Source organism: Helicobacter hepaticus ATCC 51449 (assembly GCF_000007905.1).
GTDB classification, from domain to species: domain Bacteria; phylum Campylobacterota; class Campylobacteria; order Campylobacterales; family Helicobacteraceae; genus Helicobacter_C; species Helicobacter_C hepaticus.
This window is the reverse complement of sequence record NC_004917.1, coordinates 1722268-1738352: the sequence shown is the minus strand read 5'-3', so window position 1 is coordinate 1738352 and position 16085 is coordinate 1722268. Positions and strand designations below refer to the sequence as shown.

Below are 16085 nucleotides of genomic sequence, written 5' to 3'. Positions count from 1 at the left end.
GGGATTAAAAAATCCCGCCATTGACATTATCAACAAACTTCATCTTATTAATCACAGAATCTATCAATCCTTGCATTTCTTTGCTATGGTCATCATTTGCTGCAATTTTGTCAAATTCATCAAAGCTCACTTTTGATGAATGATTTTTTAAATAATCCATAGCTACTTTTTCATTGCTATTAATCAAACCTTCTTTTCTTAAGGTATCGGAGAGATTCTCAAATGAAGTTTTATCCCTAAAGCCACCCTCAAGATCTCCACCAATCTCGCGAGCTTTTTTAAGCTCTTGAGAAGGAGAAAACCTATCCTCTATACGTCTAGTAATATCTACGGATTGCAAAGATTGTATGCTTTTATCTTTATTGTGCACACTATCTACGCCATTAAGCTTTTGTTCGCTTTCTTTGCTTTCATTTGCATTTCTTGGCTGATTTTCAACATTATAGATATTAGCAAGCATACCTTGCACGCCACCATTGTGATTAATTTTTGTAATATCCATTTGAATCCTCCATTAAGATTACAAAATTAAAGCAAACTTTATTCCTAAAAATCCCAACCTTTGTGCGCTTTATCCCCTTTTTCGGTGATTTTTTCTATTTCTTTAGTGTCTTCTACTAAAGAGCCGCTCCTAGATAAAGATTCTAAAAGCAAGGTATAAGCCCCATCAATCTCCTTAATACGTATAAGCGAGGTATTATGAAAACTTTTATTGATGTTTTTATTATCAAAAATATTTTGCTTAGCACTTTTAATAAGTTCATTGTATTTGTGCGTTAAACTCTCCTTTGTTATATTTTCATCTTTTATATCAAAAATTTCTTTTGCTTTTTCTTCATTCATTGATATTTCTTTAGCATATTCTTGTTCAAATTGTTCAAAAATGACATTAAAATCCTCATTAGAGATTTCAAATAATGCTGCAATATCAATAATACAATCACGCTCACTTTCTGCAAGAGAGCCATCAGCATAGGCAATGACAAATAAAAATTCTACCACTTTTAAACGTTTTTTATACTCGCCCTTTGTGAGCATCACATATTCATCACATAACTCTTCAAGGGCAATATTTGAAGATTTTTGCTCCATCAATATGTCTTTTAATTCTTCCTTGCTCATCTTTGGATTCTTTGCTTCTTGTGCCATATCTGTAAGCATTTCATCAACAAGTTGTTCTTCAAGTGGGCACATCTTCTCATCACTCCATACTACGCGTCCTAAAATCGCGGCTAATACTCCAAATTCACTTGATTTTACTTTGTCAATCTGCGTCATTTCTTGATAAGGATTTTTAAAATCTATTGGAGTATTATCTATACGATTTGTATTAAATTGTGGATTCTGATGAAGCGGATTTTTAAGGTATTCTTGTAAAGTATTGTAAAGAAAATACACCACCACTCCAGCAATAAGTAATAACACGATTTCCATTGTGAATCTATCCCTTTTTATGTAATTTAAATATTATTGTAACAAAAATTTAGTTTAACGTTTATTAATCCGTTGTTCAAAATCTTTTTTAAGCTTTTCCTCTTGCTCAAGTGCATTTTTTTTAAGACGCCTTAATTCCTCTAAACGTTCATTTTCAAGTGCAATTTTACGCTCTCTACTATCACGGATTCTTTGCATATATTCCTCTCGTCTTTTGGGGTCTTGATAACGAATAGGCTTCATAAAAAGCACACCTAAAATAACAAAGAAAAATATCAATGCCATTGCTGCATCGCCACCACCAAAATGATACCAAGTTGAGCCAACAATTGCTGCAAAAAGCAATTTAAGAAATACTTGCATTTATATCAACTCCACCTTTTGTTTATGATGTGCAAAACCAAGCTTAGTTTTATCTTTTTCACCAAATGCTAAAAGCAAAATTTGAGGCAAAAAAAGAATAGGCAAGGCGATATTATCACGATTATATGCTTTACAAAGCTGTGTGCGCTGCACATCAAGTATATTGAATTGACTAAGTGAATGACTCAAAATAAAATCTATGCCCAAATCTGCTAAATCAAAAAAAAGCTTTGCACTATTATAAATTGCACTCTGTGGATTAATATTAAGTAAATGTGCATAATATTGATAGCAAATGGGCGTATCAATAAATTTTAAATCAATTTGTTCATAGATTCTATGATTAGTGCTTTTGGGCAAATGCGCTTGATACGCACCACGAAGTATTACAGATGAAAATGTCGTAAATTTTTTACAAACTAATGTATTTACATCACACCCATTAAGCAAATCAGGTAAATAACTCATCTGCACCTTACTATCATAGAGCAAGTTGAACTTATGGAGGTATTCTGTCTCAATTTGACGCATAATCTTCGCATTAGATTCTATAATCATTTTAGCATAAAGAGCATTGGCATACGCATCTTCTTCTAAAAAAACAAGTGTCGCATCAGCAGCATTTGCTAAAGCTAAATTATAAGCAACATTGCGTATCAAATCATCTTTTTGCACTAATCGTGCCCAATATCCTCCACAATCAGCCAATGGTGTATTAAGAGTGAGCACTTCTAGCTTAAGTTGGGTAAAAAGCTCCTTGGCGCTGCAGAGTAATGCTTGTGCATTCTCATATTTATCATAAATAATATATTTCATTGCTTTACCCCTACCCTTTATTTTTGAACTTTAAGTGTATACAAATGCTTCCATTGCTTAGATTCTGAAGAAAATACAATATTTCTCATAATCTCCCATATTTCCTCATCAATCGCATTTGCACGTGGATATACCATATCTGCAAGACTTACAAAATTTAATATGCCACTTTGTTTATCAAGAATCCACTCACGAATAGCTTTAATTCTATCTGGATGACGCGAGAAAATCCATTTAAGATATAAAAAAAAGCCATCACCTAAATATGTATCATTTCTCATAGGGGTAATTAAATTAAGAGCAAGATATTTTTCAAACTCTTCCTTCTCTTCGACACTCAAAAATTCTGCCCATACGAAAAATGATTCATATCGTTTCCACAACATTTGTCTATCAAAAAGCAAGTCCTTAGAAGCATAATAAGTGCTAAGAGGTTCAATTTGCCATTGTTCCCCAAATTGCTGTATAAGCTCAATAATATCAATGTCTTCAAAAACTGCTATACCATTGATACGCAATGCCAAAGCACTTGTATCGCAACCATAACCCTCTATTTCACTTTTAAGAAAGTGGAGTATATCTTTAAGTGTTTGGCTTTGATTAAAGTGAAATACAAATTTTTTATAATAAGGCAAATAATCTACGCCTGCCTCAAAAGTAAAAGCTTCAAGATGCACTTTGTCCATAACACCCCCTTTTTCTAAAGTTTTTAAGATGTATGACAATAATCTTAACATATTTCATTTACACTCTCCCTTAAAAGGTTAATTATTTTTTAAAAAATCTACTATTTTGTAAGCTAGAAGCAAATGCTAGGTTTGATTGCTCTAAGCCTTCTTGCTGCACAAAAGTAATTTGCTCTAATTCCTCCGGAGAAAGATTATAAAAGCAAGGGTGGCTTACATTAGTAAATAATGGAATCTCACGCAATAAATCGTTATCGTGAAGTAATATCTGCACAATACCGCTATACGGAATACTCACCAAACTGCCAATATTCTCATTACCAAAACCTGCCTCAAAAGTAATATGTTCATTCCTAAGTTCAATACTCTCAAAAGTGTAGCCAGCAAGCACAAAAAGTGTAATATCATTAAAAGTGCTGCTAATATTCTCGGGCAACAATGGAGAAAAATTTGTGCGCTTTATATCACATAAAAGATTAAAATTTATCCCCTCTTGAACAAGAAACATTAAAGTATCTTTAGCGTAAGTATCTACAATTAACTTAAAATGTGGATGAAAGAGAATTTTGTGCATTGACCAACTCCTTAAACTCCTCAAGCATTTTTTGCACTTCAGCCATACCTATAAGCCAAAATTTATCACTCTCAAGGTTAAAACCAAATGAAGCAATCAAATCTTTAGGGCTTTTACTTCCGCCAAGTGAAAGAAAATCTGTATATTTTTGGATAAATTTTGCTCTCATACGAGGTGTTTTTTGAGATTTATACAAACCAAAAAGCGCTAACACAAGTAATTGCCCATAACTATAAGCATAACAATAAAAAGGTGAGTGCACAAAATGCGGGATATAACACCACCAGCCATCATAATTCTTAGTTAATTTTAGGCTATCTCCAAACATACGTTCATTTTCTTCGCGCCATATTTTATCAAATGCTTCAGGCTTAAGCTCTTCACTTTGAGCGTGGATTCTACGCTCAAAGTGTGTCATTACAATTTGACGAAAAAGCGTAGAAAAAATATCTTCTAGTTTTCCTGCATATAAGCTTATAAGCTCTTGTTTATCCAATGTTGTTTTAAGCATATCAAAAAGTAACATTTCAGCAAAAACAGATGCAGTCTCTGCTGTTGTAAGCGGTGTATCCATATTGAGATAGCCCTGCGTTTTAGAAAGCTCCTGATGTATCATATGTCCAAATTCGTGCGCAATCGTAAAAGCATCACGGCGTGAGTTTGTATAATTAAGCAACACATAAGGGTGCGCACTAGGCACACTTCCGTGGCTAAAAGCTCCACCACGTTTGTTAGGTGTAGGGTGAGAATCTACCCACCCTTTTTTTAATGCTTTTAAAGCAATATCTTTGAATTCCTTGCTAAAATTCTCAAATGCTTTCAAAACAAGTTTGATGGCTTCGTTATAGGATATTTCGTATGTATGAGTGTCAAGAGGCGCGTAACGATCATAATCTTGCAGCTCATTTATACCAAGTAAAGAAGCTTTAACACGATAATAATCAGCCACAATACCATAATGCGCACTTACAATATCAATGAGTTTATCTACGCTTTTTTGTGTTGCACCATTATTAATATGACGGAAAGATTCAGGAAGTTTATAGCCACGCAATGCTGTTGTAATACTAAGGTCTTTTCGCACCATATTAAGAACATAACTCAAAAGATGACGGGATTTTTTGAGTTTTTTACTAAAAACCTTTTGAGCATATTTACGCACACTGCGTTTTGAATGATGAAGCAAACTCAAAATTTCCTCCTCACTCAATTTATGAGACTTTTTACCCTTATTTGATTTTTTATTTTCTTTCTTAAGTGGCTCAAAACGAAATTGTGCTAAATGCTCATCAAAAAGCCTTGAGAATGCTCCTACACCAACGGGTGAAGTTGCTAAAAGCACTTTTTCCTCTGCCAAAGAAAGTTGATAAGTATCTTGTTCGATAATCTTTTCCAAAAAATACGCATATTGTGGTGTATGTTGTATAACCTCTTTCCTATGCGTCTCAGGAAGCTTACAAAATTCAATCTCAAAAAAGAGCACAAGATTCTGTATTTGTGTAGTTTGCATTTCATATTTAGCATACAAATCCCCTTGTGTAGTATCTTTTGCAAAACACAAAAAAACATAGGTCATTATGCGTCCAAAACCTTCAAGAATCTGTTCATACTCTTTTATCACATCAGCAAATTCATTTGGTTTAATATTTTTAAGTTGCCCTTCATAGCTTTTGGCAAACTTTTTAGCACGGCGCAAATGGCTTGACATAAATCGCTCAAGTTGCTCTTTTGTCTTAAAAAGTGCAGTTAAATCCCATTGACTAGATTCTATAATGCCTCTCATACTGCTCCTTTGTGTTTTTAATTTATTTTGCTCTAAATTCATTTTACTCCTCCTGAATAAGTGCAAGAGCTTTAAGAAAGCTTATGCTATCTATTTGCACACCTGAAGTCATATTTTTAAGTGTGAGAGTTTTTGTATTAAACTCATTCTCTCCAATGACAACTACAAACTCATATCCTTTCAAATGAGCATAAGTAAATTGTTTTTTAAGTTTGGAAGCTTCTGGATACACTTCAATAGGAATCTCACTACAACGAAAAGATTCTGCAAGTAAATGAGCATATCCAAAATATAGTCTATCCATACACACAATAAGTGCGCGAGCAGATGTCGCTCTTTTTTGTAAGAGCTCAAGCTCCTCAAGTGCTGCTAAAAGCCTATCAATACCAATACTCGCGCCAACACCACTCATTTTTTCTTTAGAAAAAGTGCGCGTAAGATTATCATATCTTCCGCCAGAACATACGCTCCCGATGCTTTTTAAGGCATTCAGAGTTGTTTCATATACAATGCCTGTATAATACCCTAATCCACGAGCAATTGAAAAATTAACACGATAAGTATCTCTATCCATTTGCAAAGATGAAAGCACTTCATAAAGCATTTTTAAATCCTCAATGCCTTTTTTAATAGAATCATTCCATTCTTCCATAAATGAAATTTGTCTAAAAAAGCTTTCACTCTCACCTTGTTGCTTAATTGAAGTGTATTCTAAGAGATTCTCTACTTGATTATTATTTAAACCCAATTCCTTTTGTAACTCCTCGCTCACACGCTCTTTACCAATTTTATCAAGCTTATCAATAATACGCAAAGCCACATTTATATCTTTTTCTTGTGTAATACCACAATATTCACAAATACCATTTAGAATGCTACGATGGTTAAGCCAAATAGTAAATTCCTCGATGCCAAGTTTCATCAATGAGGCATAAATGACTTGTAAAATTTCAGCATCACACGAGATACTATCACTCCCAATAAAGTCAAAATCACATTGTGTGAATTCTCTATACCTTCCTCTTTGTGCTCGCTCTCCACGAAATACATTTCCAATCGCATATCGTTTAAAAGGCAATCCTACTTCATTTTTGTATTGTGATACAAAACGAGCTAAAGGCACGGTTAAATCAAATCTCAATGCTACATCGCGGCCACCGTGATCTTTAAAACGATAGAGTTCCTTTTGTATTTCATCGCTACCCTGTTTAATAAGCACATCAGCATACTCTAAATGCGGTGTCTCAATAGGCACGAAACCAAAATTCATAAATACATTGCTCACTTTATTAAGTAAATGTGCTTTTGCAAGCGCCTCTTTTGGCAACCTATCTTTAAAACCGCTTAATGTGCGAGGGGTAACCAACGCCATCTGCAGACCTCCTTTAAAATTTCACAAACTAAAGTATGTGGATTCTACCTTAAAAATGTTTTATTTTGGCTACATTATGAGGTAATTTGGCAAATTTTTCACACTTTATAGTTAAATTTTAGCTTTTTATGCTTACAATATTGCTTTTGTTGTATTTTACACAGGAGAAATTATTGTGCTATCATTGAGATGTCCTACAAATATTCCCACTCAAGAAGTAAAAAAGATTCTATTACGCTTACCAAATTGGTTGGGCGATAGTGTAATGGTTTCTCCCGCATTTGAATGGCTTAAACATAGTTTTGATAAAGCAAATTTTACTCTGGTAGGAAGCAAAGCAAGTTGTGGGATTTATGAACGAGATGAACGCGTAAAACATATTTTTATTGATGAGAGTAAAAAAGCGCGCTCTCGCATTTTAGCTACAAAGACACTTGCGCAAAATATAGGAAAGCACGATATAGCTATTAGTTTTAGCAATACTTTTTTCTCAGCATTATTGCTTTATTTGAGCAAAAGCGTAGTACGCATAGGCTACGCTAAAAATGCGCGAAGTTTTTTACTTACACACGCTTTACCCTTAGAGAAATATGATTCTCAAGGACAAAAATATCATCAAGTATTTTTATATCTTCTACTTATCACACCCCTTGTGCAAGTGCAAAAACAAGCTATTGCATCTTATACGAAGACACTCTCTACACTTACAGAATCTTCACATCTCACACAAAATAAACATTTCTCACCAAAAGATATACTCTCTATTCTTGCCACACAACCGCTTACACTCATTTCCCATACGCAAACATTACATCAATCTTATACCCATACAATAGGAATCAATCCCGGAGCAGCTTTTGGTAGTGCTAAACGTTGGAAACAATCACATTTTATTACTATAATAGAGCACTTTCTTACTCAAGGCTATGAAGTCTATCTTTTTGGTTCAAGTGCCGAATCTGATGCGAACACATCTATTGCAAATGCTTTTATTGCACATTCTCAAAATCAACATTTCCATAATCTTACTGACAAAACAAACTTAAGCGAACTGATTGATTATATCGCTGCAATGGATATTTTTATTACCAATGATAGCGGACCTATGCACATCGGTGCAGCTTTAAAAATACCTATGATAGTGATTTTTGGACCAACAGATATGAACGAAACAGCACCCTACATACCTAGTGTGCCCTGTGTAAGAAAAGATTCTATATCTTTTTGTGAAGACCAACAAGCAAAATCTCTTTACGCTCTTGTTTGTAAATCTCTCCCTTGTGCGCCTTGCAAAAAACGTGAATGTCCCTTAAAACATCATAATTGTATGAAACTTATTACTCCAACAGAAGTTATCACTCAAACGCAAAATCTCCTAAAACTCCATTATAAAAGGCTTGATAAATGATACTTAAATCTTGCGATTCTACGCCATTACAAGCTTATAAAATTCTAAGTAATACAATTACACCTCGCCCTATAGCGTGGGTAAGCACTATTTTTCCAAATGGTGGAATAAATCTTGCGCCTTTTAGTTTTTTTGCGCCTATTAGTGTTAATCCACCTATTTTCTCTCTTTGTATTATGCAAAAAAGTGATGGCAGCCATAAAGATACTTATAAAAATATTATTAACACGTGTAAGGCTACCATTAGTATGTGCGAACACTCTCATCTCCAAGCTTTACACGATACGAGCACAGAACTTGCATATAATGTAAGTGAGGCAAATAAATTTGATATTCCACTTGAGTTGCTTCAATCAGGATTTCCTCCCGTGCCTCAAGGCATTAAAGTCGCCTTTATGTGTAATTTATACGATGTGCTAGAGCTTGGCGAAAATAAAAGTGTGCTTTTAGAAGTTGATTCTTTTTATATCGCCGATGAACTATATAGTGAAGACTTGAACTTTATGCCCACTTTTATCGGACGTGTAGGACGTATATATAAATTATGCTCTACGCCCATTACGCTAAATCCAGGTTCCAAAGATAAACAAAAACCATCAATTCAAGGAGAGAGTGATGAATGATGCGCCTCTTTTTTCTATTATTGTGCCCATTTATAATGTGCAATCCTATCTTAAAGAATGCCTAGATTCGCTCTTAGAACAAAGTTATAAAGATTTTGAAATTATACTCATTAATGATGGCAGCACTGATAAAAGCGGAGAAATAGCACAAACTAATGAAACCTATGCTTTTTATTACCGCTGTATTCGCACCTTGCTTAAACGCATAATGCGCATTTTAAATAACTTACCTTGGAGTGATGAAAAAGCTGATATTATTCAAAGCATTAAACCCCTTTATACCTATGCACCTTATCGCACAAAATTTTCAATGAATTTTCCACACTTTAGTGCCTTTGCTACAAAAGCACTCTCTTATCTTAAATTTAAAAAGGACTAATATGCCTCTTTCACTTTTACAAGAGCTCATCAAGCGTCCAAGTATCACACCTCAAGAATGCGGTATTTATGAGATTATCCTTAATAAATTAAATTCTCTCATACAAAAGGAACATATTGATACATTCATCATTGAGCAAGAAAAAGAGGGGGTAAAAAATCTCTTTTATCTTATTGCACCTAAAGGTGCAGACAAATCAAATCTGCATCATTTTTGTTTTGCAGGACATATTGATGTTGTGCCAACGGGAGAGGGTTGGGAGTTTGAACCATTTTGTGGGACACAAGATGAAAAGTATATCTATGGACGAGGCACGCAAGATATGAAAGGAGGCATAAGTGCCTTTATATGTGCCGTTTGTAATATTTTAGAATCCCATAATACTTCTTCATTACCCATTATGCTCTCAATCCTTCTTACAAGTGATGAAGAAGGAGAGGGAATCTATGGCACAAAGTTTATGCTTGAAGAGCTTAAAAAACGCGATTTGCTTCCTCATAGCTGCATTGTCGCAGAACCTACAAGCATAAATCACACAGGCGATATGCTTAAAATCGGTAGACGTGGCTCAATCAATGGCACACTCATCATTGAAGGCAAACAAGGACACGTTGCCTATCCACAAAAGTGCATCAATCCCATAGAACTATTAGGGAGCAAGCTTGGTGCATTAGCAGGCATAGAATTAGATAATGGGGATTCTCATTTTGCGCCGAGCAAACTTGTAATTACCGATATTCGAAGCGGTATGGAAGTTGTAAATGTAACACCACAGAATCTCAAAATAATGTTTAATGTGCGTAACTCACCTTTAAGCAATGAAGATTCTATTCGCTCTTATATTACCTCAATTCTTGGCTCCCTACCCTATGAACTCACGCTTAAAACTAATTCGCTTCCATTTATTACAGCAGATGATAGTGAAATTGTCAAATCACTTTGCGCCATCATTGAGCGCACTCTTGGCATCACACCACAACTAAGCACAAGTGGAGGGACAAGTGATGCAAGATTCTTTGCATCTTATGGTGTAAATGTAGTGGAAATAGGTGTGCCAAATGATAGAATCCACGCTATAAATGAACGCGTATCAATAAGTGATATACTTGCGCTGCACGATATTTTTGTAGAATTTTTGCAACTCTTTATAAAGAATGCTAAAATAGAGAATCTCAAATAAAATATAAGGAATAAAAAATGGCAATCATCGGCAAACTTGCGCATTTAGATTGGTTTTTTAAAGCCTACCCTGTGCTTAAAGACATACAAGAATATATGAACAACGCTTTAAATCCCACACACGATATACACAAAAGAATATGCTCTCTTAAGATTCCTCCACTTAAGGAGCGTTATGAGATAAGCTATCCCCTTACGCAAGGTGTGCGTGCTATTGAACAATCTTATCATCTCAAACCAATGCGCAATGCCTTTTTTGAGTCCCATCGTGTATTTATTGATTTCCAGCTTGTAGTAGAAGGCTACGAATATATGTTAATTGGCGATAAAAGCACATTTGATATACACATACCTTATGATGAAAGCAAGGATTTAATAGTCTATAACAACCTTTTAAGAGATTCTCATAGAGAATATAGCACTTTAAAATATACTTTACCCATTAATGAATCTTTAAATACACCCTATCGCACTAGTTTGCTTTTAAGTAGTGGGGATTTAGCAATTTTTTTCCCAGATGATACTCACGCTGGAGGTTTAGAACTCACACCTGATGTGCCTACACCTTACACTTATGCTATTAAAAAAAGTGTATTGAAAGTGCCTGTATCATTACTAGAACTATAAATTCTTTCACTTATTGATTTGTGCAAGAAATTCTTCTTCGTTTAATGTGGTAATATTTAAAGATTGTGCTTTTTCTAGCTTGCTCCCTGCCTTTTCTCCATAAATAACAAAATCGGTTTTTTTACTTACACTTGAGCTTATTTTTGCACCCTTAGATTCTAAAAGTTTAATAATTCTATCTCTTGGCTGACTTAGTGTGCCTGTAAGCACAATAGTTTTATTGAAGAAAACATTATTGTTATCAATTTCTAATAACTCTACTTTAGGCTTGATAATACAAAGCAGCTCAGCAATAAGCGTTTTGTTAGCGTGATTAAATTCCACAAGCGAATATGCCATTTCCTCCCCAAATCCATCAACGCTCAATATTTCTGAAAGTTCAAGTTCAAACACATTTAATCCAAATTTTTGAGCAAGCTTTTTACTTGCGCCTTCACCAATATGTTCAATGCCAAGTGCATTAATAAAACGCCATAACTCTACACCTATAGTATTTTGTATAGCATAAATAAGATTATTTGCCCTCTTTTCTTGCCACCCTTCAAGTGTGAGCAATTGTTGTATGCTTAAAGCATAAATATCTTTAATATTTCTTACAAAGGCATTTTCATAGAGTTGTATTACGATTTTTTCACCTAAACCATCAATATTAAGCGCTTTTTTTGAGGCAAAATGGATAATGGATTCTATTACACGCGCTTCACAGCTTAGATTCTGACATTTGATGAATATATCTTCAAGTAAAAGTTCTTCTCCACAGACTGGACAATGCGTAGGTTTAGAAATAACTTTTTGAGTACCATCACGCAAAGCCACAAGCGGTTTAATGATTTTAGGAATCACATCTCCACTCCGAATAATAATCACTTCATCGCCCAAACGAATATCTTTGCGCTCAATTTCACTAAAGTTGTGTAAAGTTGCACGTGAAATCATCGCTCCCTCAATCTCCACAGGCTTTAGTTCTGCCACAGGTGTAATAATACCTGTGCGTCCAACTTGTAGGCTTACAGATAGAATCTTGGAGCTCTTTTCCACTGCGGGAAACTTATAAGCACAAGCAAAACGAGGAGATTTAATCGTCCAACCAAGTTGTTGTTGAGAGGCAATTTTATCAAGCATAATCACCATACCATCAAGCATTATGGGATAATTATTGCGTTGAGAAAAAAGCACATTATAAGCATTTTGTATGGATTCTATACTCTCGCAATAACTCAAAAAAGGCACAGGAGCAAAACCAAGTCGTGTAATTGTATTAAAAGCTTCATAAAAGCTCTCAAATCGTATCAAACCTGCCCCAATGCCCCAAGGCATAAAACGAAGTTTGCGTTTAGCAGTAATTTTTGCATCAAGCTGTCTCAAACTCCCTGCTGCTGCATTACGAGGATTTGCAAAAAGGCTTAAGTTTTCGCTTAAACGATCTTGATTGATATATTCAAAATCCTCTTTGGCTATGACTACTTCACCGCGTATCTCAATTTCCTCTTTATAATTAATTTCAAGAGGAATACTCTGAATCGTCTTTGCATTATGCGTTACAAGCTCCCCAATAACACCATCTCCTCGTGTCGTAGCACTCACTAGCTTGCCTTCTTGATAAAGGAGATTGAGACTTGCGCCATCAAATTTAGGTGAGCAAGTAAAAGTAGCTTGAGGGTAGCTTTTATAGATTCTTTGCACCCATTCTACTAGTTCATCATAATTAAAAACATCTTCTAGACTCCACATACGCTCCAAATGCGTATTTTTACTAAAAGATTCTAAGGGCACATCACCTACACGTTGTGTTGGCGAACTTGCATCAATAAGATGAGGATTTTCTTCTTCAAAACGTACTATCTGATGATAGAGGCTATCATATTGCTCATCAGTTGCAATAGGTTCATCAAGCACATAATAGTGATATGCCATCTTTTTGAGAATCTGCACTTGTGTGTAATATTCTTGACTTGTCATAACGATTTACCTTTAAAATTTGAAGTTTAAGTGCTTATATTATGTATTTTATGATAGAATCATACCATTATTTAAGCGACATTTCTGTATTTCTTCTTATTTTGGAGGCTGACTTTGACACAAAAGCAATCTTTGATTGATAAAACAACTTCTTTGCATCTTAATAATGAAGTGCAGTTTTTATGCTTTACACTTGAAGAAGAAAGTGATGGCTCAAATCAGCTTTATGCAATGAATGTATTTAAAATACGTGAAATTATATACTATAATGATGACCTTACTGAAACTGCGGGAGACAATAGTGGTATTGTATTGGGTTATCTTACGGTGCGTGATGAAACAATTCCTCTTGTAGATATGAGACGTTGGCTCTATTATAGCAAGGAATGCCCTAATAGAGATTTGCGAGAATATTCACTCAATACAGATAAGAATCTCGTGATTATATGTAGCTTTTCTAATCATACCGTTGGGCTTAAAATTATGGGTGTAAAGCGCATTATCCATAAAAATTGGAATGACGTGAGCGTTGGACCAGAATATGGTGTAGATGGCGAATCAAAAATCACTGCTACGACAAAATACGATGATGGTTCAGTGATTCAAATTCTTGATGTAGAACGTATGCTCACAGAGGCTTTCCCGGGTGGAAACGCTGCAAATGAACTTGAACTCAATGATATAAAAAATATTGAAAGTGATAAAATTGTGCTTCTTGCTGAAGATTCTAAACCAGCAGCCAAATCATTACAACAAATCATAGAAAAACTCGGTCTTAAGTATTTTACTTTCCCTAATGGCAAGGCATTACTTGATTATCTCCATAATCCAGGTGTAGCCGCAAATATTGGGGTGATTATCACAGATTTAGAAATGCCTGTTGTTTCAGGCTTTGAAGTGCTTAAACGTATTAAAGAAACACCTGCAACTTGTCATATTCCCGTTATTATTAACTCATCAATGAGTAGCGATAGTAATTACCAAATGGCAGAACGACTGAAAGCTGATGGATTTATTAGTAAATCAAATCCTACTGAAATTGAACAATCTTTACGCCAGATACTTGAAGAAATGAATTTTTAATTCTCTATATGAATATGAATATGTTTATTTTACTCTAAAAGGCTAGCAATGTTAAGAACTCATTTATGTGCGGAATTAGGAGAGGAGCATATTGGCACAGAAGTGCAAGTTTGCGGCTGGTGCAATACTTACAGAGACCACGGAGGTGTAGTTTTTATTGATTTGCGCGATAAAAGTGGTATTGTCCAACTTGTATGCGACCCAAGCACTCAAGCTCACGCTATCGCTTCAAGTGTGCGCGATGAATATGTACTCGTTGCAAAAGGTAAAGTAAGGGCAAGAGGTGCAGGACTAGAGAATCCTAAACTTAAAACAGGTATGATAGAAATTGTGCTAAACTCACTTATTATTGAAAATAAATCGCCCACACCTCCCATTGCCATTGGTGATGAAAGCGTAAATGAGGAGTTACGACTTAAATATCGTTATTTGGATTTGCGCTCTCCTAAAGCATATAATATATTCAAAATCCGCTCTGATGCAGCTATTGCTACACGTAATAGTTTGCAAAAAATGGGCTTTTTAGAAGTAGAAACGCCTATACTTACAAAAGCCACACCTGAAGGGGCAAGGGATTATCTTGTGCCCTCACGTGTGCATCAAGGTGAGTTTTATGCCCTGCCCCAAAGCCCACAGCTTTTTAAACAACTCCTTATGATGAGCGGATTTGATAAATATTTTCAAATCGCTAAATGCTTTCGCGATGAAGATTTGCGTGCTGATAGGCAGCCAGAATTTACGCAAATTGACATTGAAATGAGTTTTTGTGAGCAAGAGGATATTATTAGTGTAGCAGAGAATCTACTTAAAGATATTTTTAGTGCGTGTGGCACGGAGATTGAAATACCTTTTATGCGTCTACCTTATGCACAAGCTATGGAATCTTATGGAAGCGACAAGCCCGATTTACGCTTTTGTATGCCGCTTGTAGAAGTGGGAGATTTATTTGTAGATTCAAGCAATGCAATTTTTAAAAATATCGCACAAGATTCTAAAAACAATCGCATTAAAGCTCTATGTGTCAAAGGTGGAGATACATTTTTTTCACGCAAGACTCTAGGTGAAGCAGAAGATTTCGTGCGTAAGTTTGGTGCAAAAGGGCTAGCCTATATTCAAATAAAAGAAAATGAACTCAAAGGTCCTTTAGTAAAATTTATCTCTGAATCTGCACTCAATGAGCTTGTATCGCGCGTAAAAGCAGAGGTTGGAGATATTATTTTCTTTGGCGCAGGAGCTAAAAAAATAGTATGGGATTATATGGGAAGGTTGCGTCTTAAAGTTGCTGAAGATATGAAGCTTATTAATGAAAATGAATATAAATTCTTATGGGTGGTGGATTTTCCTATGTTTGAAAAAGATGAGGGTAAAACAAAAGCCCTACATCACCCTTTTACAATGCCAAATGATTTGGATAAAGAAGATATTGAGGAGATTACCTCTGTGGCTTATGATGTGGTGCTCAATGGCATTGAACTTGGTGGGGGAAGCATTAGAATCCATAAAGATTCTATACAAAAGCGTGTGTTTGAATTACTTGGCATTAGCACACAAGAAGCAGAGGATAAATTTGGCTTTTTACTTGAAGCATTAAGCTTTGGTGCACCTCCACACGGAGGAATTGCTATTGGATTTGATAGATTGATTATGCTTTTAAGTAAATCTCAAAGTATCCGTGATGTCATTGCCTTTCCTAAGACACAAAGAGCAACTTGCCCGCTTACTCTTGCCCCAAGCAAAGTTAATGATGAACAGCTTAAAGAACTTCATATCCGCGTAAAAAATGAACTAAAATAAGGAGG

At 35.1% G+C, this 16085-nt stretch carries 15 protein-coding genes and 1 pseudogene; 7 read left to right on the top strand and 9 right to left on the bottom strand.

What is annotated here, in order from left to right; translation table 11 throughout:
* Positions 1-4: 4 nt before the first annotated feature.
* The 8 genes from HH_RS08765 to hisS all read right to left on the bottom strand — a co-directional run bounded on the left by HH_RS08765 (position 5) and on the right by hisS (position 7022).
* Complete coding sequence (locus tag HH_RS08765; RefSeq protein ID WP_011116655.1) at positions 5-502, bottom strand: hypothetical protein; 498 nt, start codon at positions 500-502, stop codon at positions 5-7.
* Positions 503-546: 44 nt separating this feature from the next.
* Positions 547-1434, bottom strand: a complete 888-nt coding sequence (locus tag HH_RS08760) for a TerB family tellurite resistance protein (protein WP_011116654.1) — start codon at positions 1432-1434, stop codon at positions 547-549.
* Between the two features lie 54 nt (positions 1435-1488).
* The gene (locus HH_RS08755; RefSeq protein WP_011116653.1) at positions 1489-1797 is read right to left on the bottom strand and encodes a hypothetical protein; all 309 of its coding nucleotides are present in this window, start codon (positions 1795-1797) and stop codon (positions 1489-1491) included.
* Entirely contained in the window at positions 1798-2613 is an 816-nt protein-coding gene (locus tag HH_RS08750) for an HdrB C-terminal domain-containing protein (protein WP_011116652.1), read from the bottom strand.
* Positions 2614-2630: 17 nt separating this feature from the next.
* Complete coding sequence (locus HH_RS08745) at positions 2631-3299, bottom strand: DUF5644 domain-containing protein (RefSeq protein ID WP_011116651.1); 669 nt, start codon at positions 3297-3299, stop codon at positions 2631-2633.
* Positions 3300-3381: 82 nt separating this feature from the next.
* A complete protein-coding gene (locus tag HH_RS08740) occupies positions 3382-3873 on the bottom strand; it encodes a hypothetical protein (RefSeq protein ID WP_011116650.1) in 492 nt (163 codons plus the stop codon).
* Complete coding sequence (locus HH_RS08735) at positions 3842-5644, bottom strand: M3 family oligoendopeptidase (protein ID WP_193328827.1); 1803 nt, start codon at positions 5642-5644, stop codon at positions 3842-3844. Before HH_RS08735 ends, HH_RS08740 begins: the two co-directional genes overlap by 32 nt.
* A gap of 55 nt (positions 5645-5699) precedes the next feature.
* Entirely contained in the window at positions 5700-7022 is a 1323-nt protein-coding gene (gene hisS, locus HH_RS08730) for a histidine--tRNA ligase (protein ID WP_193328826.1), read from the bottom strand.
* 181 nt (positions 7023-7203) lie between these two features.
* On the opposite strand from hisS, the gene waaF reads away from it, so the two are divergent.
* The 5 genes and pseudogenes from waaF (at position 7204) to HH_RS08705 (ending at position 11244) form a co-directional block, all read left to right on the top strand.
* Positions 7204-8436 (top strand): lipopolysaccharide heptosyltransferase II, encoded by a 1233-nt coding sequence (waaF, locus tag HH_RS08725; RefSeq protein ID WP_011116647.1) that lies wholly within the window; start codon positions 7204-7206, stop codon positions 8434-8436.
* Positions 8433-9059, top strand: coding sequence for a flavin reductase family protein (locus HH_RS08720; RefSeq protein WP_011116646.1), 627 nt, complete (start codon positions 8433-8435; stop codon positions 9057-9059). Before waaF ends, HH_RS08720 begins: the two co-directional genes overlap by 4 nt.
* Positions 9052-9210: pseudogene (locus HH_RS09865) on the top strand (glycosyltransferase family 2 protein); the annotation flags it as partial. The gene HH_RS08720 and the pseudogene HH_RS09865, both read left to right, overlap by 8 nt.
* A gap of 229 nt (positions 9211-9439) precedes the next feature.
* Complete coding sequence (gene dapE, locus HH_RS08710) at positions 9440-10618, top strand: succinyl-diaminopimelate desuccinylase (protein WP_011116644.1); 1179 nt, start codon at positions 9440-9442, stop codon at positions 10616-10618.
* A 17-nt stretch (positions 10619-10635) separates the two neighbouring features.
* Positions 10636-11244, top strand: a complete 609-nt coding sequence (locus tag HH_RS08705) for a YhcH/YjgK/YiaL family protein (protein ID WP_011116643.1) — start codon at positions 10636-10638, stop codon at positions 11242-11244.
* A 6-nt stretch (positions 11245-11250) separates the two neighbouring features.
* Here the strand turns inward: HH_RS08705 and ligA are convergent, their stop codons facing one another.
* Entirely contained in the window at positions 11251-13209 is a 1959-nt protein-coding gene (ligA, locus tag HH_RS08700) for an NAD-dependent DNA ligase LigA (protein ID WP_193328825.1), read from the bottom strand.
* A gap of 108 nt (positions 13210-13317) precedes the next feature.
* On the opposite strand from ligA, the gene HH_RS08695 reads away from it, so the two are divergent.
* Complete coding sequence (locus tag HH_RS08695; RefSeq protein ID WP_011116641.1) at positions 13318-14286, top strand: chemotaxis protein; 969 nt, start codon at positions 13318-13320, stop codon at positions 14284-14286.
* Between the two features lie 48 nt (positions 14287-14334).
* Complete coding sequence (aspS, locus tag HH_RS08690) at positions 14335-16080, top strand: aspartate--tRNA ligase (protein ID WP_011116640.1); 1746 nt, start codon at positions 14335-14337, stop codon at positions 16078-16080.
* The last annotated feature ends 5 nt before the right edge of the window (positions 16081-16085 follow it).

Excerpts from the sequence above, each read along its gene's own strand:
- HH_RS08740 (WP_011116650.1), bottom strand. The coding sequence starts at position 3,873 with ATGCACAAAATTCTCTTTCATCCACATTTTAAGTTAATTGTAGATACT.
- HH_RS08765 (WP_011116655.1), bottom strand. The coding sequence starts at position 502 with ATGGATATTACAAAAATTAATCACAATGGTGGCGTGCAAGGTATGCTT.
- HH_RS08720 (WP_011116646.1), top strand. The coding sequence starts at position 8,433 with ATGATACTTAAATCTTGCGATTCTACGCCATTACAAGCTTATAAAATT.
- HH_RS08755 (WP_011116653.1), bottom strand. The coding sequence starts at position 1,797 with ATGCAAGTATTTCTTAAATTGCTTTTTGCAGCAATTGTTGGCTCAACT.
- aspS (WP_011116640.1), top strand. The coding sequence starts at position 14,335 with ATGTTAAGAACTCATTTATGTGCGGAATTAGGAGAGGAGCATATTGGC.
- HH_RS08705 (WP_011116643.1), top strand. The coding sequence starts at position 10,636 with ATGGCAATCATCGGCAAACTTGCGCATTTAGATTGGTTTTTTAAAGCC.
- HH_RS08760 (WP_011116654.1), bottom strand. The coding sequence starts at position 1,434 with ATGGAAATCGTGTTATTACTTATTGCTGGAGTGGTGGTGTATTTTCTT.
- HH_RS08745 (WP_011116651.1), bottom strand. The coding sequence starts at position 3,299 with ATGGACAAAGTGCATCTTGAAGCTTTTACTTTTGAGGCAGGCGTAGAT.
- dapE (WP_011116644.1), top strand. The coding sequence starts at position 9,440 with ATGCCTCTTTCACTTTTACAAGAGCTCATCAAGCGTCCAAGTATCACA.
- HH_RS08750 (WP_011116652.1), bottom strand. The coding sequence starts at position 2,613 with ATGAAATATATTATTTATGATAAATATGAGAATGCACAAGCATTACTC.